We start from the raw sequence: 19,511 nt of genomic DNA on the forward strand, positions 1-19,511 counted from the left end.
CCTCGCCCGCGTCGACGGCGGTACGAGGCGGGAGTGCCGGTGTCTCAGGAGGTCAGCAGCCGTTCCCCGAGGTGGTCCAGGACACGGTCGAGTGCCTCGCGGGTGGGCTGGCCCGGCTCGTCGACGAGGTGCTCGGTGAGAGTCGAGTGCGGGGCCCTCAGCGCGTCCGGGTTCGCCGCGTCGTCGTCGAGCTCGATGCCGATGAACGCCTCGCCGAGCTCCTCGCGCAGACGCGCGAAGCGGTGGCCGGGGACGAGCCGGTCGCCGCGGAAGCGCAGCCCGAGCACGGTCAGCCCGGCCTCGCAGCGCTGCCGTACGGTGCGCAGGTCGGCCGGGGAGATGTCGAGGGAGCGGCGGTTGCGCGCGGTGACGGCGAGCGGCAGGGACGGCTGGCAGAGCACGGGGGCGAGGAGACGTTCGTCGGTGGCCATGGCGAGGGCGTAGCCGCCGGTGAAGCACATGCCGACGGCGCCGACACCCGGCCCGCCGCACCGCTTGTGCTCCTGTGCGGCGAGCGCGCGCAGCCATGTGACGACGGGAGAGGTGCGGCCCGCCGCGAACACGGTGAACTCCCTGCTGACGCAGATCCGGGCGACGGCGCGCAGGCCCGTCGTCGCGGTGCCCGCCCAGCCGTGCGCGGCCGGGTCGGGGTCGCGTCCGGCGACGCCGAACAGGTCGGGCAGGACCACGGTGCAGCCCAGGTCGCGGACCCGGCGGGCGAAGTGGGCCACCTTCGGGGTGATGCCCGGGATCTCGGCCATGACGATCACCGCGGGTCCGGTCCCGGACCGCAGCACACCGTGCGAGCGGCCCGCGTGGGTGAACCGCTCCCGGGTGAAGTCCGTCAGCGTGTCGTCGGCCACGGGTCCTCCTGGTCGTCCTCACTCGGGCTTCGCCCCGCCCTGCCGGCGGCGGAGACCAGGATCCTACTGTCAAGTAACCGACCCCGGTGGCGGCCCAGCCGCAACGTGACGGCACGCGGTGGCGCCGCCTGCGCGGCGATCCGGCGTGTGATGTACTCGATTCCTCCCCCGAACGTCACAGCGGTTCCGCGGTTCCCAGGAGGTCTGGACATGCGCGCGGTCACGTACGACGCCTACGCCCAGGACGACTCCCGCCTGCGCCTGGGCGAGGTGCCCGACCCGAAGGTCGCTCCCGGACAGGTGCTCGTCCAGGTCCGGGCGGCCGGGGTCAATCCGGTGGACTGGAAGATCATGACGGGCGGCCTCGACGGCATGATGGACACGGTCTTCCCCGCGATCCCCGGCTGGGACGTCGCCGGTGTCGTCACCGCGACCGGCCCGGACGCCCCGGAGTTCGCCGTCGGCGCTGAGGTGATGGCGTACGCCCGCAAGCACGTCGTCCACGCGGGGACCTTCGCGGAGTACGTCTCGGTCGACGCGTCGGCCGTCGCGCACAAGCCGGCCGGACTGGACTGGGCTCAGGCCGGCGGGCTGCCGCTGGCCGGGCTGACCGCGCTGCGCACCCTGGACCGGATGGACGTCGGAGCGGACGACACGCTGCTGGTGCACGGGGCCGCGGGCGGCGTGGGCAGCCTGGGCGTGCAGCTCGCCGTCGACCGGGGCGCCCGGGTGATCGGCACGGCGTCCGAGCGCAACCACGAGTTCCTGCGAGGTCTGGGCGCGGAGCCCGTCGTGTACGGCGACGGCCTGGCCGAGCGGGTGCGGGCGCTGGCCCCCGGCGGGGTGTCGGCCGTCGCCGACTTCGTCGGCGGGCAGCTGGAGGCGACCCTGGCCGTGCTGGCACCGGGCGGCCGCCACGCCTCGGTGGCGGACCCCTCGGTGCAGCAGCACGGCGGCTCGTGGATCTGGGTGCGCCCGGACGGCCAGAAGCTGGCGGAGCTGGCCGCGGCGGTCGAGCGGGGCGCCCTGACGGTGGAGGTCGCCGCCACCTTCCCGCTGGACTCGGTGGCCGCGGCCTTCGACGCGAGCCGGAGCGGACGCACCCGCGGCAAGCTGGTGATCATCCCCTGACGGATACCGTCCGCACGCGCGGCCGGCGCGACGCCGGCCCGTGCCGACCGGCCCCGCCGACGACGCCGAGCGGCGGCGCCCGGCGGTCGAGCGCGCCGGCCCCGCCGGTGTGCACCCCGGCCGCCGGCCACGGCCAACTCGTCACCCTCGCCCGGGAACTGAGCGCGCCCTCCGGCCCGGCGAGCGCGTGCCGGTCCTCGGCTCCACGGCGTCCCGTGTCCGCGGCCCGGCCGCGCCTTCGAACACCGACCTCATGAATTCCCGGCGACCACCTCCAGATCTCTGGCGACTTAAGCCAAGCCAAAAGAAAAGTGCCGCAGGATGCTTGACCGTTCATCGACAGCGCGGGCAAGGTGCCGGAGAGCGCTCTCCCAGTTCCCGCACGGTCAACACCTAGGAGCCCCCATGCCTTCAGTCGGGACACCGCCGGTTCTCCGGCGTTCCACCCCGGCAGCCAGACGCGCCACCGCCGGCGCGCTGGTCTCCTCCCTGATCGGCACCCTGCTCGCCCTCGGCCCGGCCGGCAGTGCGCACGCCGAGCCGGTCCTGCTGTCGCAGGGCCGTACCGCCACGGCGTCCTCGACGGAGGCCGCGGCCTTCTCCCCCGCCGCGGCCGTCGACGGCAACCTCACGAGCACCCGCTGGTCCAGCCAGTTCAGCGACAACCAGTGGTTCCAGGTCGACCTCGGCAGGTCCGCCGACATCAGCCGGGTCGTGCTCACCTGGGAGGCGGCGTACGGAAAGGCGTACGACATCCAGCTCTCCGACAACGGCAGCGACTGGCGCACGGTCAGGTCGGTCACCGCGGGCGACGGAGGCACCGACGACCTCACCCTGACCGGCACCGCCCGCTACGTCCGCCTCCAGGGCATCACCCGCGGCACCGGCTACGGCTACTCCCTGTGGGAGTTCCAGGTCTACGGCGGCGGGGACACCACCCAACTGCCGGGCGGCGGTGACCTCGGGCCCAACGTCCATGTCATCGACCCCTCGACGCCCGACATCCAGGGCAAGCTGGACGCGGTGTTCCGGCAGCAGGAGTCGGCGCAGTTCGGCACCGGGCGGCACGCGTTCCTGTTCAAGCCGGGCACCTACAACAACCTCAACGCGCAGATCGGCTTCTACACCCAGATCGCCGGCCTGGGCCTGAGGCCCGACGACACCCTGATCAACGGTGACGTCACGGTCGACGCGGGCTGGTTCAACGGCAACGCCACGCAGAACTTCTGGCGTTCGGCGGAGAACCTCGCGGTCAACCCGGTCAACGGCACCGACCGCTGGGCCGTCTCCCAGGCCGCCTCCTTCCGCCGGATGCACGTCAAGGGCGGCCTGAACCTCGCCCCGAACGGCTACGGCTGGGCCAGCGGCGGCTACATCGCCGACTCGAAGATCGACGGGCAGGTCGGTAACTACTCGCAGCAGCAGTGGTACACGCGCGACAGCTCCATCGGCGGCTGGTCCAACTCGGTGTGGAACCAGGTCTTCTCGGGCGTCCAGGGCGCCCCGGCGAACAGCTTCCCCGAGCCGCGCTACACCACGCTCGACACCACCCCCGTCTCGCGCGAGAAGCCGTTCCTCTACCTCGACGGCAACGAGTACAAGGTCTTCGCTCCCGCCAAGCGCACCAACGCCCGTGGCACGACTTGGGAGTCGGGCAACCCGCAGGGCCAGTCGATCCCGCTCAGCAGCTTCTACGTGGTCAAGCCCGGCACCACCGCGGCGACCGTCAACCAGGCTCTCGCCCAGGGGCTGCACCTGCTGTTCACGCCCGGCGTCTACCACGTGGACCGGACCATCGAGGTGAACCGGCCCGGCACGATCGTCCTCGGCCTCGGCCTCGCGACGATCATCCCGGACAACGGCGTGACCGCGCTGCGCGTCGCCGACGTCGACGGTGTGCGCCTGGCGGGCCTGCTGATCGACGCGGGCCCGGTCAACTCGCCCACACTCCTCGAGGTCGGCCCGCAGAACGCCTCCGCCGACCACTCCGCCAACCCCACCACCGTCCAGGACGTGTACATCCGGATCGGCGGCGCGGGCGCCGGCAAGGCCACCACCAGCATGGTCGTGAACAGCGACGACACCATCGTCGACCACACCTGGGTCTGGCGCGCCGACCACGGAGAGGGCGTCGGCTGGGATACCAACCGCGCGGACTACGGCGTCCGCGTCAACGGCGACGACGTACTGGCCACGGGCCTGTTCGTGGAGCACTTCAACAAGTACGACGTGGAGTGGTACGGCGAGCGCGGCCGCACCATCTTCTTCCAGAACGAGAAGGCGTACGACGCCCCGAACCAGGCCGCCATCCAGAACGGCACCACCAAGGGCTACGCGGCCTACCGGGTGGACGACTCCGTCACCACCCATGAGGGCTGGGGCATGGGCAGTTACTGCTACTACAACGTGGACCCGACGATCCGCCAGGACCACGGGTTCAAGGCGCCGGTGAAGCCCGGCGTGAAGTTCCACAGCCTGCTGACCGTCTCACTGGGCGGCAACGGCCAGTTCAACCATGTCATCAACGACACCGGCGCCCCCACCGAGGGCACCGCGACCGTCCCCTCGACCGTCGTCTCCTACCCCTGACGGTCCGGCCGGGTCACGCGCCCCACTCGCGTGACCCGGCCCCGGGAAGCACATCCTCAGTCGCCGCCGCCTCCGCCGTCACCACCGCCGTCCCCACCGCCACCGTCGCCGCCTCCGCCCGAATCACCGCCGTCACCGCCGTCCGAGCCCCAACCGTCGCCGCCGCCCGATTCGTTGTCCTCCGAGCCGGTGCCGAGGTTGCTGAACCAGGGCCGGTCCCACCACACGTCGACGGCGACCGGCTCGCCGCCGTTCGCGCGGCGCCGCTCCGACCGGAACCTCGCCGTGCCCGTGGTGTCCCCGAGCCCGAAGGTGACGGCGAACGCCTGCGCCATCACCGCGTCGAGCGGGTCAGCCGTCTCGTACCGGACGGGGGCCAGCGGCAGCAGGACGCTGTCCGGGCCGAGGTCGGGCCGGCGTGGCGGGCGGGCGAGCAGGGCGACCCGCCGGTCGTCACGCAGCAGCCAGGAGCTGCGCGCGTTCTCCCGCCGCAGCGCCCAGAGCCGGCCGGACATCCGCAGCTGCACATAGCTCTTGGACTTGCGCAGCCTCTTCTGCAGACCGAGCTGCGCCGGTTCCCCGCCGACGGTCACCCGCAGGCCCAGCGACGGATCGGAGACCGCGCCGTGGAAACCGTACGGTGCCCGGATGCGTACGACGGGAGCCTGTGGCCCCCATACGTCGACCCGCACGAGATGCCGGTCCACGGCGACGGCGATCGGCCCGGCGGGGCCGGGACCGAAGCGGCGGGCGATCCACAGCGGGACACCCTCCGCCTGGGCGCGGGCCGCGAGGGCGGCCACCTGCTCGGGGCCGCCGCAGGCGCGGACCGCCAACTCCCCCAGCTCGCGGGCGAACTCGGCGGCGCTGCGCACCCTCACCGGTCGGGTGGTGCCGGTGGCGCGGGTCACCGGCACGACGCCGGGGCCGTCCTCGAGCCGCTCCAGCGGGCGTTCCGTACCGCCGCCGCCGAGCCAGTGGCCGCGCCGGTAGGCCTCGGCCATGGCACCGAGGTTCAGTTCGTTCAGCGGTGTGGTCCTGGCGCCTCTGCGCAGTCCGTCCTCGGTCAACTCCACCGTGCGGGCGAGCGGATTCCACGACCGCTCGCCATAGAGCACCCGGCTCACGACAGCCCCCCATGTCCCTGCGACTCAGCCCTGGCAGGGCGATCCTCCACGACCGCCGGGACTTCCTCAAGCCGCTCGGGCCGGGGCCGGCCGGTGTCAGCCGACGCGGGTGAGCTGCTGTTCGTCGCCCGTCACGGCGCCCGGCCGCAGCGTGTCGGGCGCGGGCATGAGGATGGAGCGCTGGATGCGGCGCAGCGCGGCGGAGGGTTCGAGGCCGAGTTCCCTGGACAGGGTGGTGCGCAGCCGCTGGTAGACCTGGAGGGCCTCGCTGCGCCGGCCGGAGCGGTGCAGGGCCAGCATGAACTGGCCGTGGAGGTTCTCGTGGGTGCGGTAGTGGCTGACGAGGACGCTCATCTCGCCGAGCAGTTCGCGGTGCCGGCCGAGGCGCAGGTCGGCGTCGATCCGCCGGTCGAGGGCGCACAGGCGTATCTCCTCGAGGCGTCTGGCCTCGGTCTGGAGCTGCGCTCCGCAGCGGACGTCGGCGAAGGCGGAGCCCCGCCACAGGGCGAGGGCCTCCTGCAGCCGGCGCGCCCCGCCCGCGTGGTCGCCGGCGTCCATGGCGCGGTAGCCGAGCCCTGCCAGCCGCTCGAACTCGGCGGCGTCGCTGGTGCCGCCGAAGGTGTTCAGCCGGTACCCGCCCGGTTCGGTGACGAGGACGTCCTTGGCGACGGCCCGGCTGTCGTGACCGGTCTCCTGCGCGAGGGCCGCCGTGATCAACTCCCGCAGCTGCAGCACGTAGGTCTGCAAGGTGGTGCGGGCGCTGCGGGGCGGGCTGTCCCCCCACAGTTCCTCGGTCAGCGCGCTGACGGGCACGACCTGGCCCGCCCGGACCGCGAGCAGGGCCAGCACCTGCCGTGGCTTGGGCGCCGTCGGAGTCACCGACGTGCCGTTCTCCGTCACGCTCAGGGCGCCCAGAACACCGATGTCCACTGCCGTCTCCCCAGTCCGCGCACGTCGGCGTTTCGGCCATGTCTGCACGGCCCTTACCCCGACCTCACCACTAAAAAACAGGACGGTCGGTTTGTCAATATCAAACCGGGTACGCTGTTTTTTCTTCCCTGTCGTGCCGGAACGTCCCGCTCCACGGGGTGTCCGCGGAGCGGAGCGTCACGTTCGTGCGGGTTTCCGCTGCCCGGCCGCGACCACGTCGTGCGCCGAGCCGGTGCGCGCGCCGACGCCGCCCGTATGCAGCCCGACGGTCGTCCGGCCCCTGGCGTGCTCGGTCAGCCGGGGCAGCAGCAGGTCCCAGAAGCCGGCGACCCGCTCCCTCGACAGCCAGGTCCGCTGTTCACCGCCGAGCACCTGGAACCCGGTCGTCGCGGCCACCACCGCGGCCGCCGCGTCCTCCGGGGAGACCCCCCTGGCCAGCCAGCCCTCGCGGCCGGCCCGGCGCATCGTCTCCTCCACCCAGCGCTGCCACTCCCGCCTGGGCGCCGGCATCGCGCCGCGCCCCGGGTCGGACCCCAGCACGAAGCCGGCCCGCACCACCACGTCGTCGGCGAGCCGGCCCACCAGGCCGTAGGTGGCCTCCACCAGCACGGCCAGCGGCCTGACCTCCCGCGTCGCCGCCTCCCGCACCACCTGGCGCACCACGTCGAGAGCCTCGCTCTCGACGGCCTCCGCGAGCGCCCTCTTGCTCTCGAAGTGGAAGTGCAGCGCGCCGTTGCTCACCCCCGCCTGCCGGCTGATCGCCGACAGCGAGGCGGCCACGAACCCCTCCCTGGCGAACACCTCGGCCCCGGCACGCACCAGTGCCCGGCGGGTACGGACCGCACGCTCCTGTTTGACCATCAGTCGCCTCCTGGCCGCCGGCCCGGTTCCTCGGCGTTCGCCGACCGGGCACCATCCCGCCTGTCACATCCGCGTCACCTGCGGCTCGCGCCGCGTCGGCGCGTCCCCGCCGGAGACCCGGCGGTGGCACCTCGCCACCGCCCCCTCCTCAGGCCGGCGCCGCGCAGTCCCCGCCGCTGCACCGCTCCTATGAGCATAACAAACCGCATCGACGGTTTGGTTATGCCCCCGTCAGGTTCACCCCACACCCGCCCCGGCGCACCACGGTGGATCGCCTTCATACCCAGTGTCACCGATCAATTCCAGCCCGATGCCGGAGTACGCCGATCCGGACCGGCGGTATGTCGCGCGCGGGCACGCGCCGGCGCACCCCTGGACTCACGCGTGTCACCGCTCGGCACCCGGCCCTGAAGGGCGCGTCCGTGCGCCCGCACCCCGCTCCGGACGGTCCGCCGGTCGGCCGGAGTAAGGCACTCTTCTAGGGGGGCGCTCGCAAGCCAGTGCGAGCGGGCGTCCATAATTGTCCGCATCCGTCTGCGCCCGAACGGCATCCAGGAGGTGCCGGCAGCGGTCGGACCCGGCCATTCCGGCCGGGTCCGACCGCTCGGCACGCGGACACCGATCGGCTTCACCCGGGGAGGGCCACCGTGCACGGAGCGCCATCACCGACCCCGACCGCAGCGGTTTCGGACAGGAGCGGCTGCCGGGTACGGCTGGAAATAAAACCGGTTGGTATGTATCTTCAGGGCGACGAGGGGCTGTTCGACGGTCCACTCCCACGATCGGCTGCCAAGGGGGATCAATGACGGCAAGCACGTTCCGGGCCGAGCACACCACGGCAGGCCTGGTACCGGCCCAGGGCGCCTACGGGGCACCGGCCACACCCAGCGGTTTCCGCTACCCGTCCCTCACCACCACCGTGCCCAAGGAGCTGGTGCACCGGGCCGCGGTCGCGGAGGTCATGCTCACCGACTGGTGGCGCGAGGGCGAGACGCGCTTCGCCATGCAGGGGCAGTGGCCACGGGGCCACAGCTTCTTCACCCCGGTCGCGGGCCACCACGATCCGCTCATCGCCGCGGAAACAATCCGTCAGGCCGGTATCCTCCTCGCGCACGCGGAGTTCGGCGTGCCGCTGGGGCACCAGTTCCTGGTCTCCGACCTGGACGTCACGGTCGACCCCCGGCACATGATCGTGGGAGACACGCCCGCGTCGCTGGACATCACAGTGGACTGCCCCGACGTCCGCATGCGGGGCACGAGCCTGGCGGGACTGCGCATCGCGGTGGAGATCCGCCGCGACGGCGAGATCGCGGCGCGCGGCGGCGGCGCCCTGGCCTCGATAGCACCGCCGGTCTACCGGCGTCTGCGCGGCGCCCGCGCCGACGCGATGCAGCGCGTGCTGCCGCTGACGGCGCCGGCCGCTCCGCAGCTGGTGGGCAGGATGTCGCCGACCGATGTCACGCTCACGCCCGTGGGCGAGGCCGACCGCTGGCAGCTGAGGGTCGACACCCGGCACCCGGTGCTCTTCGACCACCCGCTCGACCATGTGCCTGGCATGCTGCTGATGGAAGCCGCCCGCCAGGCCGCCGCGGCTGCCCTGCGGCGCCCCGTGATGCTCCCGCTGAGCATCACCAACGAGTTCCTGCACTACGTCGAGCTGGACGCGCCCTGCATGATCGAGGCTCGCCGGGACCCCTCCCGCGACGACCGCGTCACGGTGAGCGCCTACCAGGACGACGCGGTCGTGTTCCGCTCCACCGTCGTAGCGGCACGGATCGACGGCTGACCGGGCCGGCACCCCCGGGTGCCGGCCTCGGGCAACGGCTCAGCGGGCGGCCGGAGTCGCCGGCACCGCGAACGCGTCGAGGTGGTCCTCGGCCCATCGGGCGAACGACCGGGCGGGCCGGCCCGTGAGGTCGTGCACCGTGGACGTCACACCGGCCTTGGCACCCGCCCGCTGCCGCTGCGCACTGTGCAGCAGCGCCTCCACGACCGGCTCGGGATAGCGCCGCAGCATCGCCGCGCGCGCCTGGCCGGCCGTCAACTCCTCCAGGCGCAGCGGGACACCGAGCAGCCGGGCCAGCTCGGCGGTCTGGCCGGCCGCGCTGATCGCCTCCGGGCCGGTCAGCAGGTGGGCCCGGCCGCCGTGACCGTCCTCGGTCAGCGCGCGCACCGCCACCTCGGCGACGTCCCGCGGGTCCACAGACGCGTTGAGCGAGCTGCCGTACAGCGCGCGCACGACCTGTTCCGAGCGGACGGACGGCGCCCAGGACAGGCAGTTGGACATGAACGAGCGGGGCCGCAGCAGAGTCCACTCCAGGCCCGAATCACGCAGCAGGGCCTCGCTCCGGCGCTGCCAGGCGGTGATCAGATCGTCGGCGTCGGGGTCGGTGACGGCCGCCGCCGACAGCTTCACCACCTGCTCCACGCCCGCCGCGCGTGCGGCGTCCAGGAACCGGACGTCGTGCTCGCCCGTCACCTGGGTGGTGACCAGCAGCGCCCGGCGCACACCGCGCAACGCCCGCTCCAGGGCGCCCTCGTCGCCGTAGTCCCCGGTGACCACCTCGGCGGCGCGCGCCGCGGCGGGGTCGAGGCGCACGGGGTCCCGCACGAGCACCCGTACTCCGCCGGCTCCCGCGGACGGCCCGGTGTCGTCGGCGAGTTGACGCAGTACGTGCCGTCCGATGGTTCCGGTGGCGCCCGTCACGAGAATCACTGACACTCCTTGCCTGGCCGGGATCCGGCCACCGCAAGCGCATTCCGCCAGGTGGCGGGTTCGCTCGGGCCGCGGCTCACATCCCGGCCTGTAAGATACGAACTAGACGGTTTTTTTAGAGGGCCGTTCCGGGCTCCCGGCCGTGGACAGGGAGGGCAGGACCCATGGCGAAGCAGGACCGGGCCATCCGCACCCGCCAGTCGATCCTGGTGGCGGCGGCCAGGGTGTTCGAGGAACGCGGCTATCAGGCTGCCACCATCAGTGAGATCCTCGCCGCCGCCGGTGTCACCAAGGGCGCACTGTACTTCCACTTCCAGTCCAAGGAAGACCTCGCCGAAGGGGTCCTCGCCGAGCAGGACCAGCAGCTCGCGGTCCCGTCCCGCGCGTGCAAGGTACAGGAACTCGCCGACGTGGTGCTGCTGCACGCCTACCGGCTGCAGACCGACCCGATGGTCCGGGCGGGCGTACGCCTCGCCCTCGACCAGCGCGCGCAGGGCCTGGACCGCAGCGGCCCCTTCCTGCGCTGGCGCGAGATCGGCACGGACCTCCTGATGCGCGCCCAGGTCCAGGGAGAGCTGCTCCCGCACGTGGATCCGGCCGAGACGGCCGGCATCGTCGTCGGCTCCTTCGCGGGCATCCAGGCCATGTCGCAGGCCCTCACCGACTACCAGGACCTGACCCTGCGCGTCAGCGAGCTGCTGCGCCATCTGCTGCCCAGCATCACGATGTCGTCCGTCCTCACCGCCCTCGATCTCACGCCCCAGCGCGGGGAAAAGGTCTGCACGGAGATCGAGCAGGAGCGGCTCGAGCTGGCTGCCCAGGAGGAGCGGGACGCCGCCCGTCAAGAGCCCGCGACCGTCAGCTGACCGGCGTCGCCGGCGCCGCGTCGGGGGCGACGGCCGAACCAGCCCTCCAGCGCCGTCTCCAGGTCCGTCCCGCCCGGCGCCCACCCGACGTAGCCGTCCGGGCGCACCAGCACCGCCGGGGACGGCAGCGACGCGACCGGCTCCGCCCGCACCACCCGTACGACGTCGGCCCACGGCCCCGCCTGCTCCTCCAGGCGGGCACAGTCCGGTCCGCCGAACAGCAGCAGCAGCGGCCGCCCGTCCCGCAGCAGCCCGATCAGGTCCGTCCCGCCCCGCGGGGTGCGCAGCGCGGCGTTGGGCAGGAAGCGCCCCTCCCAGGCAGAGGGCCCGAACCGGGGCGGCAGCGCGGTGTCCTGGGCGCTGACCAGACCGGCCAGCCGGCTGCCCGGCCCCTCCGACTCCAGCATCCGTGCGAACAGCGAGCGCAGCGCGTCGACCTCCGCGCCCGGCCGCATCAGGGCCAGCTGGGCCTGGGTGTTGTCGATGACCCGCCGGGCGGCCGGCCGCCGCTCCGCCTCGTAGCTGTCGAGCAGGCCCTCGCCGGCTTGTCCCCGTACCGTCAGGGCCAGCTTCCAGCCCAGGTCGACGGCGTCCTGCAGTCCCGTGCTCAGACCCTGTCCGCCGATCGGGAAGTGGACGTGCGCGGCGTCGCCCACCAGCAGCACGCGTCCGGCCCGGTAGCGGTCGGCCAGCCGTGAGAAGTCGCTGAACCGGGTGAGCCAGCGCCCCCGCTCCAGCTCCACCTGCCGCCCCACGAGCCAGGACACCTCCTCCCGCAGCTCCCGGAGCGTCAGCGGCTCCTCACGACGGGCGTGCGTACGGCAGCAGTTCAGGGTCCGCAGATGCGTACCGCGCCCGGGCTCGTGCTTCACGACGAGCCAGCCGCGGGCCGTTCGGTGCCAGCCCGCCTCCAGTGCCTCGTTCTCGGCGAGGTCCACCAGCCCCGCCATCGCCGACACCGTCGCCGGCCACTCCTCGGCCCCGATGCCCGCCCGTTCGCGGACCGTGCTGCGCGCCCCGTCGGCCCCGACCAGGAACTCCCCCGTGACGCTCAGCGTCCCTCCGGGCCCCTCGGCCGTCGCCCGTACGCCGTCGCCGTCCTGGGTCAGCCCGGTCACCCGGTGCCCGCGCAGGATCCGCGCACCCGCCGCGCCCGCCCGCTCCTCCAGCATCCGCTCCAGGTCGGCCTGGGCGCGCTTGAGCAGCGGTCCCGGCTCACCCGCCGGAACGGACAGCGACAGTCCCTCGACACCGCCGAAGTGGAAGGGCGTCGAGCCCGCCACGGATGTGGTCGCCGTATCGGGTGTCGCCGCCGCCTCGCCGTCCGGGTCGCGCGGGTGCGGGCGCAGCTCCGGCAGGTACCCGCGCCTGACCAGACACTGCAGCGCACGCGCGTGCAGCGTGGTCGCCCGGGGCCGCATCGACACCTCGGTCGCGGCTTCCAGTACGACGGTGTCCACGCCCAAGGCGCCCAGTTCGGCCGCCACCAGCAGGCCCACCGGGCCGCCGCCCACCACCACGACCTGCGTCCGCACTTGCCCCGTCATCAGATCCGTCCCACCCCGGTCGTCGGTCACCCACTAGAGCGCGGAGAAATATACCGGTCGGACGGTTCCCTTTCGCAGGGCCCCTGCCCATGGCCTGGCGGGCGATAGCGTGGTTCCCATGCGCCATGAAGTGACCCCCGACGACACCGCGGCAGCGCTGGGCAGCGGTGATGTGCCCGTCCTCGCCACCCCGCGGCTGATCGCCTGGCTGGAGGCGGCGACCGTGCGGGCCGCCCGGCCGTCGACCGGGGCCGGGTCGACGACCGTGGGAACCGCGGTCCGCGTCCGGCATCTGCGGCCCACCGCGGTGGGCGGGGCGGTCGAGGTGTCCGCTCAGGCGCCCGCCGACCCGACCGGCCGACGGCTCACCTTCCAGGTCCGGGCGGTCGACGACTCGGGTGAACTGGTCGCGACCGGTGAGATCGAACGGGCCGTCGTCGACCGTGACCGGTTCGTCGCGGCCGCGGCCGGCCAGGTGTCGGACCGCTGAGCGGCGACGCTCATACCGGCCGGTGGCCCAGGAGATACGTCCGTACCGCCTCGGGCAGTGCGGCTTCGGCCGCCTCCTCGATCGCGGTCCAGCGGATCCCCTCGGGAGGCACGTCCGCGCCGTCGGACGGTGACTCGGTCAGCAGTTGGCAGACGACCGCGGCCGGGGCGGTGTCCCGCAGCGTCTGGGAGCCGTCGACGAGGTAGCCGGTGAGTTCGTAGACGACACGGGCCGCCGTGGCCTCCGGCGACTCCGCCAGGTCCGGGGTGCCCGTGGGCAGACCCCAGCCGCCGTGACTCCGCACGAGCAGCACCTGTCCGTCGTACACGACGACCGCCTGCACGGCGGACGGGGACGCGCCTGACTGATCTATTGTCATGGGCCTTGTCTACCCGGCGAGTTGTCCACGCACCCCGAACGGCGAGGAGACCGTGGGCGGAGGCACGGGCCGGCCGGGGTGCGACGGGCCCGCAGGCCGGGCAGGAGGGTGAGGGCTCCCAACCCGGCTCCCGACTGCGCAGATCCCGGGCGGACGGGCGAGGTGCCGAACCATCGCTGCCGGCGGGGCAGTTGCCGGGAGGGGCGGGGGCCGGTGCGCCCGCCGCCTGCACCGGGAGGTGCTGGACATGGTGGGGCGCCGCTCGACGCGTCTGGGTGCCACCGTCGTCGAGCACGACCTGCCCGCCGCCTACTGCCTGCCCGGGCACCGGCCGCGTGCCGTCGTCAGCACGGGCACGCTGCGGCTGCTGTCCGCCGCGCAGCTCAGGGCCGTACTCGAGCACGAGCGGGCTCACATCGCGGGCCGCCACCATCTGGCGCCGGCCGGGGCCAGGGCGTTCGCCCGGGTGTTCCGGCGCCTGCCGCTCGCCCCTCACGCCGAGCGGCAGACGTCCGTAGTCCTTGAGTTGATCGCCGACGACCGGGCGCTGCGCCGCCACCCCCGGCTGCTGGCCACGGCTCTGTACGAGATGGCGGTGGCCGGGACGGCTCCCGAGGGCGCGTACCTGGTGGGCGATCCCGACGCGGTGGTCCGGCTGCGGCGGGCGCTCGCCCCGTGGCGGCGGCCGCATGTCGCCCCGCGAGGCGCGGTGGGAGTGGCGGCCGCGGTGGTGCCGGTGCTGCTGGGCTGCGTACCGGCCGTCGGGTGAGGCGCCGTACGGCGACCGCCCGGGGCGCCACGTCCGTGGCCGCGGAGCCCCGGGCGGTGTGACAGCGATGCGGAGGCGGCAGGTGATCAGAGGCGGCCGAGGATCTCCTGGAACCTGTCGACCTCCGCGGACTGGTTGCGCACGACGTCGCCGGCGAGCTTCTTCGCGGTCGCGTTGCGGCCGTTCTTCTGCTCGTCCTGCGCCATGGTGATCGCACCCTCGTGGTGCTCGATCATCATCTCCGCGAACATCCGGTCGAAGTCGGTGCCCCGGGCGGCCTCGAGCTTCTTCATGTCCTCGTCGGACATCATCCCGGACATCGCCGAGTGGTCCATGCCGCCGCCGGAGCCGTGGTGCATGCCGGGCATCGCGTCGGCGGACTCGGGCCTGCCCCAGGACTTCAGCCAGGACCTCATGGTCCGGATCTCGGGGTCCTGGGCCTGCTCGACGGCCCCGGCCAGGGTCTTGATCTCCGCGTCGGAGGCCCGGCCGTCGGCCAGCCGGGACATCTCCAGGGCCTGCTCGTGGTGCGGGATCATCCCCTGTGCGAACGTGACGTCGGTGTCGTTGAACGCGCCGGGGGCCGGGTTGTCACCCGGCGTCCGCGGGGACGGGGTGGAGGCCGCGGAGGCGGTGCTGCCGCTTCCGTGCTCCATGCCCTCCATGTCGTCCCCGCCACAGGCGGCGAGCAGCAGTCCACCTGCCGCCACGGCACTCACGATCGCGGTACGACGACGAAGACGGCGGGCGGAGTTGTGGTCGGTCATCTGAGAAGCACCTCGCTTGTACGAGTCTGTCGGTGTGGTTCGTTGCGGTGGGCGCGGCGTGCGCGGGCAGGGCAGAGCCCGCGCCACGGCCCGGCCTATATCCGCAGCACCGACAGTTCGGCGAGGAGGGGTTCCGGTGGCGGCCTGCCGGGAGGCAGGGCGGCCGACGCCCTGGCGAGCAGCGCCGGCAGCCAGTCCTTTTGGCGGGCCGCCGCGCACAGCAGAACCCAGAGCAGGCCGCCGCCGAGCACCGCGAGGCACACGGACAGCACGTCCATGCCGGCCATGGGCTGCTCCGCCGAGGGCGCGGACCCGGGCTGCGAGGGGGCTGTCGCGGAATGGTGGGCGACGGCGTGGGTCACCGTGTCCGGCGACGTGCCGGAGGAGTGCTCGGGGTGGCCCATCGTGTGCATGGCGAACACACCGAGGGCGAGCACGGCGACCAGCAGGAGGTGCCCCAAGGCCCCGCCCGCACGCAGTCGCGCGTTCCTGCCCAACCTGACCACCCGGAGTCTCGATCGTGTCGTCCCGCGCATACTACTAAGCCGCTTCCCAGGATGGCGGGCCGCCACGGGCGAACGGGTGAGCACCCGCTGTCACCCCAGGGCGACCGGGGGTCAAGGCGGGGGAAGACGCCGGGACCCGTCGGGCGCGCCCCCGACGGGTCCCGGCGCGGTGGTGCCGCGGGTCAGCCGACCGGTGCCGGCAGACGGCCGGAGTGCGGCCGCCGTTCGAGGACGCGTTCGGCCAGGTATCCGAAGATCACCCCGAACCCGCACCAGAGCACCGCCTGGACGCCGATCGAGGCGAGGCGGAACTCCCACAGGTCCGTGGCCGGGAAGCCCTTCGGGACGGTGTCCCCGGACGGCAGGAACACCATCGCGACCGCCAGGGCGGCCAGGAACGCCAGGCCGGCCGCGACGGAGGCGTTGCCCAGGCCCCAGCGGGGCGTGAGGCGGCGGCCGAGCAGGACGGCCGCGGTGCCCAGCAGGACGGTGAGCACGATCATCAGGAAGAACAGCGCGGTGCGCTGCCCGATCGTGTCCGGCTCGCCCACCGCGGGCGGGCTCGCGGGGTACTTCAGCATCGGCACCAGGTAGACCAGGAGGAACCCGGCCAGACCCGTCAGGGCCGCGGTGGCCCGGGCCGACAGCCGGCCGAGACGGCCCAGCGCGAAGCAGAAGGCGAGGGCGGCGATGCCACCGATCGCCACACCGTAGACGAGCACTCCGGTGGCCAGGCCGGCGGTCGACTGCACCGACCGGCTGACCAGCTCCTCGCCGTGCTCGTGGGAGTGGGCGGACTCGAACGCGATCGCCGCGTCCACCGGACCCTCACCGACGAGATAGGCGAAGACGAGCGCGGGGACCGCGGCCCCGAGCCCGGCGAGCATGCCGCGCGCCAGCAGGGCACGCACGATGGCGGAATTCATGTGTGGTCCCGGCCCGTCTCAGTGGCAGGGGAAGCCGAGCAGGTGGCGGGCGTCGTGCACCCACTCGTGCACGCCCTCGCCGGAGAGAGCGGAGACGGCACCCTGTTCGGCGCCGACGAAGTACAGCAGGACCAGCATCAGGACACCGAAGAACACCGCCCAGGGGGCGACCGCCTTCAGTGGCAGGGGGGCGACGGCGGACTGGGTGGTGGGGGCAGGGGCGGCAGTGGACTGCGCCATGGCGAGACCTCCTCGGGAACATCGCGTCCCGCATCGTGTGGAGCACGCGACGACGGCGTTGGGTCTGACTCACCACCACCTCCGTGGGAGGGGCGGCACACAGTGGCGCGACCGTGCCGGATTTGCACCGGGCTTCCGTGGCGCCGTCGTCCTTGTCACGCACAGAGTAGGGGCAGGAGGGAAGTCGGCCAACATGGCGTGCGCCACCTACGATGACGTCGATCGTGGTGAAGTCCGCTGAGGGGGGCGCATGACCGTCCGGCTCACGCTCGTGTGCGCCGCCGCGCCGACCGGGCGGGAGGTGCGGTTCGGCGACTCCCCGCTCGACGAACGGGCGCTGTCGCGGGCCCGTACGGCAGGGCACGGGCTGCCCGGAGTCACCGTCCGGTACTCCGGTCCCTCACAGTGGTGCCGCGCTACGGCCACGGCACTGGCCTGGCACGACGTCACCGTCGAACACGCCCTGCGCGACCTCGACCTGGGCCGCTGGCACGGCCGGACCCTCGACGAGGTGGCGGCCGACGACCCCGCGGCGCTGGCCGCCTGGACCACCGACCCCGAGGCCGCACCGCACGGCGGGGAGTCGGTGGCCGCCCTGTGCCGGCGGACCGCCGCCTGGCTCGACGCACTGCCGGAGGGCTCGGGACGGGTCGCGGCCGTGGTGGAGCAGTCGCTGGCGCGGGCCGCCGTGTTGTACGCGCTGAACGCCCCCTGCACGTCGTTCTGGCGTGTCGACGTGCCGCCCCTGGCCGCCGTCGAGCTGACGGGCCGGGGCGGCCGGTGGAACCTGCGGTGGCCCGCCGCGGGTCGGTGACCGGTCGGCCTCAGCGGTTCGGCCGAGGCGCGGCGCGGGTGTCCTCGCCCGTGGGGCCTGCGGGGCTGTCGGCGCGCCGCCGGCCGTGGTGCCCGGTGCCCGCGCACCAAGCCCCTTCGCGGGCAGAGCGGTAGCCGGATCGTGTACGAAGGCCCCGCTCAGGCCTCCTCGACCTTCGCGGTGACCGGTGTGCCGATCTCCACGGTTCTGCTCACCGTGCACAGCCGGTCGTGCGAGGTCTTGACCGCGCGGGGCAGGATCGCGCGGGCTCGGTCGGCGCCCTCGGTGTCCGGGAAGGTCACGGAAAAGGTGACCTGGAGGTCGGTGAGCCGGTTGCCGAGGTCGTCGCTGATCTTGTGGCCGGTCACGGCGACGCTGAACCGGTCGGGCTCGGCGTGACGGCTGGTGGCGATGTCCACGTCCACCGCCGTGCAGCCGGCGAGCGCCGCGAGCAGGAGCTCGACCGGGGTGAACTCGGTGTCCGTTTCGGAGCCGCTGCCGAAGGAGACGGTGCCGCCACGGGCGTTGGTCGCGACGAAGTGGCCGGTGCTGGTGCGCTCCACGGTGACGGAGCGCAGGGTGTTGTCGGTCATGCCGAGACAGTATCTCCGCGCGTGCACGGCAGTCCCCGGCCGGGCGCACCTGTCCGCCCGGCATGGACGAGTCGCAGGCCTCAGGCCACCGAGGGTCCCAGCAGTCCGGTGCGCAGACGCTTGATGATGCGGCTGATCAGCCGGGAGACGTGCATCTGGGAGACGTCGAGCCGCTCGGCGATCTGCGCCTGGGTGAGTTCCTCGACGAAGCGCATGTGGATGATCCGCCGGTCGCGCTCGGCGAGCCCGGCGATCAGCGGGGCCAGGGACCGGAAGTCCTCCACCAGCTCCAGCGACGGGTCCTCCTCGCCGAGGCGGTCGGCCAGCGCGGTCTCCGTGCCGTCCGCCTCGCTCGTCAGGGCGGCGTCCAGGGAGGAGGTGCGGTAGCAGTTGGCCGCCTTGCGGGCCTCGATGACCTCCTCCTCCGTCAGGGACATCAGCTCGGCCAGTTCCCGGGTGGTGGGGGTGCGGCCCAGCCGGGACTGCAGTTCGTCGGTCGCCTTCGCCAGTTCGGCCCGCGCCTCCTGGAGCCGGCGCGGCACGTGCACGGCCCAGCTGGTGTCGCGGAAGAAACGCTTGATCTCGCCCACGATGTAGGGCACGGCGAAGGTGGTGAACTCGACCTCTCTGGACAGCTCGAACCGGTCGATGGCCTTGATCAGGCCGATGGTGCCGACCGAGACCACGTCTTCCTGGGAGTCGCCGCGGGTCCGCATCCGGGACGCGGCGTACCGCACGAGCGACAGGTTCATCTCGATGAGGGTGTTGCGCACGTACTGGTGTTCGGGGGTGCCTTCCTCCAGCACGGCCAGCCGTGCGAAGAACACGCGGGACAGTTCACGCGCGTCCTTCGGGCGGACCTGGGAGGGGTCCTCGATGAGCGGCAGGTTCGCGTCGGTGGTGACCGTCCCCTCCGCCGTGGCCGTTGCGTGGGCCACCGTCACGGCTCCCATGCCGCCCTCCCCTGGGTCGGAACCTGATGTCGTCCCCCGACTTCCCGGCTTCTCGCGTTTCACTCCTCCGATCGGCCGACAGATCCGGAAGTGGGCCGGACGGCGGTGCCCGAATCCGCCCCTTCGGGTGATGTATCGGCCATGACGCCGCGTCGCGTTGTTTGCGGGGCGAGTCGTGGGGCAGGCGGGAGTCCGTGCTTCGGAGCAGAGGCACACGGCGGGGCGCACGCCCGGAGCGGGCCGTCCGCAGCCCCGCCCCGTTTCCCACGGCAAGTCCCTGACACCTGCGTTCAGGAGCTCTTTCGCATGCTGGTCGAGACATCCGCACACGCCACCTCCGACACCACCACCCCCGGCGCGCCTGCCGCCTCTGCCGCGGCCACCGCGCCTGCCGCGGCCGCACCCCGCAGGCACCCCCACGACGACGCACCCGACACCGCAGCC

20 protein-coding genes are annotated in these 19,511 nt (G+C 73.2%); 7 read left to right on the forward strand and 13 right to left on the reverse strand.

Annotated features, from left to right (window positions below; translation table 11 throughout):
• Positions 1-44 precede the first annotated feature (44 nt).
• Entirely contained in the window at positions 45-863 is an 819-nt protein-coding gene (locus ACIGXJ_RS36775; RefSeq protein WP_399655196.1) for a dienelactone hydrolase family protein, read from the reverse strand.
• Positions 864-1,073: 210 nt separating this feature from the next.
• On the opposite strand from ACIGXJ_RS36775, the gene ACIGXJ_RS36780 reads away from it, so the two are divergent.
• Complete coding sequence (locus ACIGXJ_RS36780) at positions 1,074-1,994, forward strand: NADP-dependent oxidoreductase (protein WP_399655199.1); 921 nt, start codon at positions 1,074-1,076, stop codon at positions 1,992-1,994.
• 405 nt (positions 1,995-2,399) lie between these two features.
• A complete protein-coding gene (locus ACIGXJ_RS36785) occupies positions 2,400-4,583 on the forward strand; it encodes a discoidin domain-containing protein (RefSeq protein ID WP_399655200.1) in 2,184 nt (727 codons plus the stop codon).
• A 56-nt stretch (positions 4,584-4,639) separates the two neighbouring features.
• Here the strand turns inward: ACIGXJ_RS36785 and ACIGXJ_RS36790 are convergent, their stop codons facing one another.
• The 3 genes from ACIGXJ_RS36790 to ACIGXJ_RS36800 all read right to left on the reverse strand — a co-directional run bounded on the left by ACIGXJ_RS36790 (position 4,640) and on the right by ACIGXJ_RS36800 (position 7,501).
• Complete coding sequence (locus tag ACIGXJ_RS36790) at positions 4,640-5,710, reverse strand: hypothetical protein (RefSeq protein ID WP_399655202.1); 1,071 nt, start codon at positions 5,708-5,710, stop codon at positions 4,640-4,642.
• A gap of 96 nt (positions 5,711-5,806) precedes the next feature.
• A complete protein-coding gene (locus ACIGXJ_RS36795; protein ID WP_399655204.1) occupies positions 5,807-6,640 on the reverse strand; it encodes a BTAD domain-containing putative transcriptional regulator in 834 nt (277 codons plus the stop codon).
• A gap of 177 nt (positions 6,641-6,817) precedes the next feature.
• A complete protein-coding gene (locus tag ACIGXJ_RS36800; RefSeq protein ID WP_399655207.1) occupies positions 6,818-7,501 on the reverse strand; it encodes a ScbR family autoregulator-binding transcription factor in 684 nt (227 codons plus the stop codon).
• Positions 7,502-8,303: 802 nt separating this feature from the next.
• Between ACIGXJ_RS36800 and ACIGXJ_RS36805 the strand changes: the two genes are divergently transcribed.
• Positions 8,304-9,287, forward strand: coding sequence for a ScbA/BarX family gamma-butyrolactone biosynthesis protein (locus tag ACIGXJ_RS36805; RefSeq protein ID WP_399655209.1), 984 nt, complete (start codon positions 8,304-8,306; stop codon positions 9,285-9,287).
• A gap of 39 nt (positions 9,288-9,326) precedes the next feature.
• On the opposite strand, the gene ACIGXJ_RS36810 is transcribed toward ACIGXJ_RS36805, so the two are convergent.
• A complete protein-coding gene (locus tag ACIGXJ_RS36810) occupies positions 9,327-10,217 on the reverse strand; it encodes an NAD(P)H-binding protein (protein WP_399655211.1) in 891 nt (296 codons plus the stop codon).
• Positions 10,218-10,381: 164 nt separating this feature from the next.
• Between ACIGXJ_RS36810 and ACIGXJ_RS36815 the strand changes: the two genes are divergently transcribed.
• Positions 10,382-11,083 carry a ScbR family autoregulator-binding transcription factor gene (locus ACIGXJ_RS36815; protein ID WP_399655214.1) on the forward strand — a complete coding sequence of 234 codons (702 nt, stop codon included), beginning with the start codon at positions 10,382-10,384 and terminating at the stop codon, positions 11,081-11,083.
• Here the strand turns inward: ACIGXJ_RS36815 and ACIGXJ_RS36820 are convergent.
• Complete coding sequence (locus tag ACIGXJ_RS36820; protein WP_399655217.1) at positions 11,059-12,630, reverse strand: FAD-dependent monooxygenase; 1,572 nt, start codon at positions 12,628-12,630, stop codon at positions 11,059-11,061. The two genes, ACIGXJ_RS36815 and ACIGXJ_RS36820, sit on opposite strands and share 25 nt — an antisense overlap.
• 118 nt (positions 12,631-12,748) lie before the next feature.
• Between ACIGXJ_RS36820 and ACIGXJ_RS36825 the strand changes: the two genes are divergently transcribed.
• On the forward strand, positions 12,749-13,120 hold the full coding sequence (locus ACIGXJ_RS36825) for a thioesterase family protein (RefSeq protein WP_399655219.1): 372 nt from the start codon (positions 12,749-12,751) through the stop codon (positions 13,118-13,120).
• Between the two features lie 10 nt (positions 13,121-13,130).
• On the opposite strand, the gene ACIGXJ_RS36830 is transcribed toward ACIGXJ_RS36825, so the two are convergent.
• Positions 13,131-13,499: an NUDIX domain-containing protein gene (locus ACIGXJ_RS36830; RefSeq protein ID WP_399655221.1), complete on the reverse strand. Its 369-nt coding sequence runs from the start codon at positions 13,497-13,499 to the stop codon at positions 13,131-13,133.
• A gap of 226 nt (positions 13,500-13,725) precedes the next feature.
• Between ACIGXJ_RS36830 and ACIGXJ_RS36835 the strand changes: the two genes are divergently transcribed.
• Complete coding sequence (locus tag ACIGXJ_RS36835) at positions 13,726-14,268, forward strand: M56 family metallopeptidase (RefSeq protein ID WP_399655243.1); 543 nt, start codon at positions 13,726-13,728, stop codon at positions 14,266-14,268.
• Between the two features lie 86 nt (positions 14,269-14,354).
• Here the strand turns inward: ACIGXJ_RS36835 and ACIGXJ_RS36840 are convergent, their stop codons facing one another.
• From ACIGXJ_RS36840 to ACIGXJ_RS36855, 4 genes are all read right to left on the reverse strand, one after another.
• Positions 14,355-15,035 carry a DUF305 domain-containing protein gene (locus ACIGXJ_RS36840; protein ID WP_399655223.1) on the reverse strand — a complete coding sequence of 227 codons (681 nt, stop codon included), beginning with the start codon at positions 15,033-15,035 and terminating at the stop codon, positions 14,355-14,357.
• 95 nt (positions 15,036-15,130) lie between these two features.
• Positions 15,131-15,496 carry a DUF6153 family protein gene (locus ACIGXJ_RS36845; RefSeq protein ID WP_399655225.1) on the reverse strand — a complete coding sequence of 122 codons (366 nt, stop codon included), beginning with the start codon at positions 15,494-15,496 and terminating at the stop codon, positions 15,131-15,133.
• Positions 15,497-15,723: 227 nt separating this feature from the next.
• Complete coding sequence (locus ACIGXJ_RS36850) at positions 15,724-16,467, reverse strand: CbtA family protein (RefSeq protein ID WP_399655229.1); 744 nt, start codon at positions 16,465-16,467, stop codon at positions 15,724-15,726.
• Positions 16,468-16,485: 18 nt separating this feature from the next.
• The gene (locus ACIGXJ_RS36855; RefSeq protein ID WP_399655231.1) at positions 16,486-16,707 is read right to left on the reverse strand and encodes a CbtB-domain containing protein; all 222 of its coding nucleotides are present in this window, start codon (positions 16,705-16,707) and stop codon (positions 16,486-16,488) included.
• Positions 16,708-16,957: 250 nt separating this feature from the next.
• Here ACIGXJ_RS36855 and ACIGXJ_RS36860 point away from each other — a divergent pair, with 250 nt between their 5' ends.
• Positions 16,958-17,521, forward strand: a complete 564-nt coding sequence (locus ACIGXJ_RS36860) for a histidine phosphatase family protein (RefSeq protein ID WP_399655233.1) — start codon at positions 16,958-16,960, stop codon at positions 17,519-17,521.
• Between the two features lie 158 nt (positions 17,522-17,679).
• Here the strand turns inward: ACIGXJ_RS36860 and ACIGXJ_RS36865 are convergent, their stop codons facing one another.
• Entirely contained in the window at positions 17,680-18,114 is a 435-nt protein-coding gene (locus ACIGXJ_RS36865) for an OsmC family protein (RefSeq protein WP_399655235.1), read from the reverse strand.
• 80 nt (positions 18,115-18,194) lie between these two features.
• On the reverse strand, positions 18,195-19,067 hold the full coding sequence (locus ACIGXJ_RS36870) for an RNA polymerase sigma factor SigF (RefSeq protein WP_399655237.1): 873 nt from the start codon (positions 19,065-19,067) through the stop codon (positions 18,195-18,197).
• Positions 19,068-19,511 lie beyond the last annotated feature (444 nt).

This window comes from Streptomyces sp. NPDC053367 (genome assembly GCF_044545925.1).
GTDB lineage: Bacteria > Actinomycetota > Actinomycetes > Streptomycetales > Streptomycetaceae > Streptomyces.

Excerpts from the sequence above, each read along its gene's own strand:
- ACIGXJ_RS36780 (WP_399655199.1), top strand. The coding sequence starts at position 1,074 with ATGCGCGCGGTCACGTACGACGCCTACGCCCAGGACGACTCCCGCCTG.
- ACIGXJ_RS36785 (WP_399655200.1), top strand. The coding sequence starts at position 2,400 with ATGCCTTCAGTCGGGACACCGCCGGTTCTCCGGCGTTCCACCCCGGCA.
- ACIGXJ_RS36800 (WP_399655207.1), bottom strand. The coding sequence starts at position 7,501 with ATGGTCAAACAGGAGCGTGCGGTCCGTACCCGCCGGGCACTGGTGCGT.
- ACIGXJ_RS36805 (WP_399655209.1), top strand. The coding sequence starts at position 8,304 with ATGACGGCAAGCACGTTCCGGGCCGAGCACACCACGGCAGGCCTGGTA.
- ACIGXJ_RS36815 (WP_399655214.1), top strand. The coding sequence starts at position 10,382 with ATGGCGAAGCAGGACCGGGCCATCCGCACCCGCCAGTCGATCCTGGTG.
- ACIGXJ_RS36820 (WP_399655217.1), bottom strand. The coding sequence starts at position 12,630 with ATGACGGGGCAAGTGCGGACGCAGGTCGTGGTGGTGGGCGGCGGCCCG.
- ACIGXJ_RS36825 (WP_399655219.1), top strand. The coding sequence starts at position 12,749 with ATGCGCCATGAAGTGACCCCCGACGACACCGCGGCAGCGCTGGGCAGC.
- ACIGXJ_RS36830 (WP_399655221.1), bottom strand. The coding sequence starts at position 13,499 with ATGACAATAGATCAGTCAGGCGCGTCCCCGTCCGCCGTGCAGGCGGTC.
- ACIGXJ_RS36840 (WP_399655223.1), bottom strand. The coding sequence starts at position 15,035 with ATGACCGACCACAACTCCGCCCGCCGTCTTCGTCGTCGTACCGCGATC.
- ACIGXJ_RS36850 (WP_399655229.1), bottom strand. The coding sequence starts at position 16,467 with ATGAATTCCGCCATCGTGCGTGCCCTGCTGGCGCGCGGCATGCTCGCC.
- ACIGXJ_RS36855 (WP_399655231.1), bottom strand. The coding sequence starts at position 16,707 with ATGGCGCAGTCCACTGCCGCCCCTGCCCCCACCACCCAGTCCGCCGTC.
- ACIGXJ_RS36860 (WP_399655233.1), top strand. The coding sequence starts at position 16,958 with ATGACCGTCCGGCTCACGCTCGTGTGCGCCGCCGCGCCGACCGGGCGG.
- ACIGXJ_RS36865 (WP_399655235.1), bottom strand. The coding sequence starts at position 18,114 with ATGACCGACAACACCCTGCGCTCCGTCACCGTGGAGCGCACCAGCACC.
- ACIGXJ_RS36870 (WP_399655237.1), bottom strand. The coding sequence starts at position 19,067 with ATGGGAGCCGTGACGGTGGCCCACGCAACGGCCACGGCGGAGGGGACG.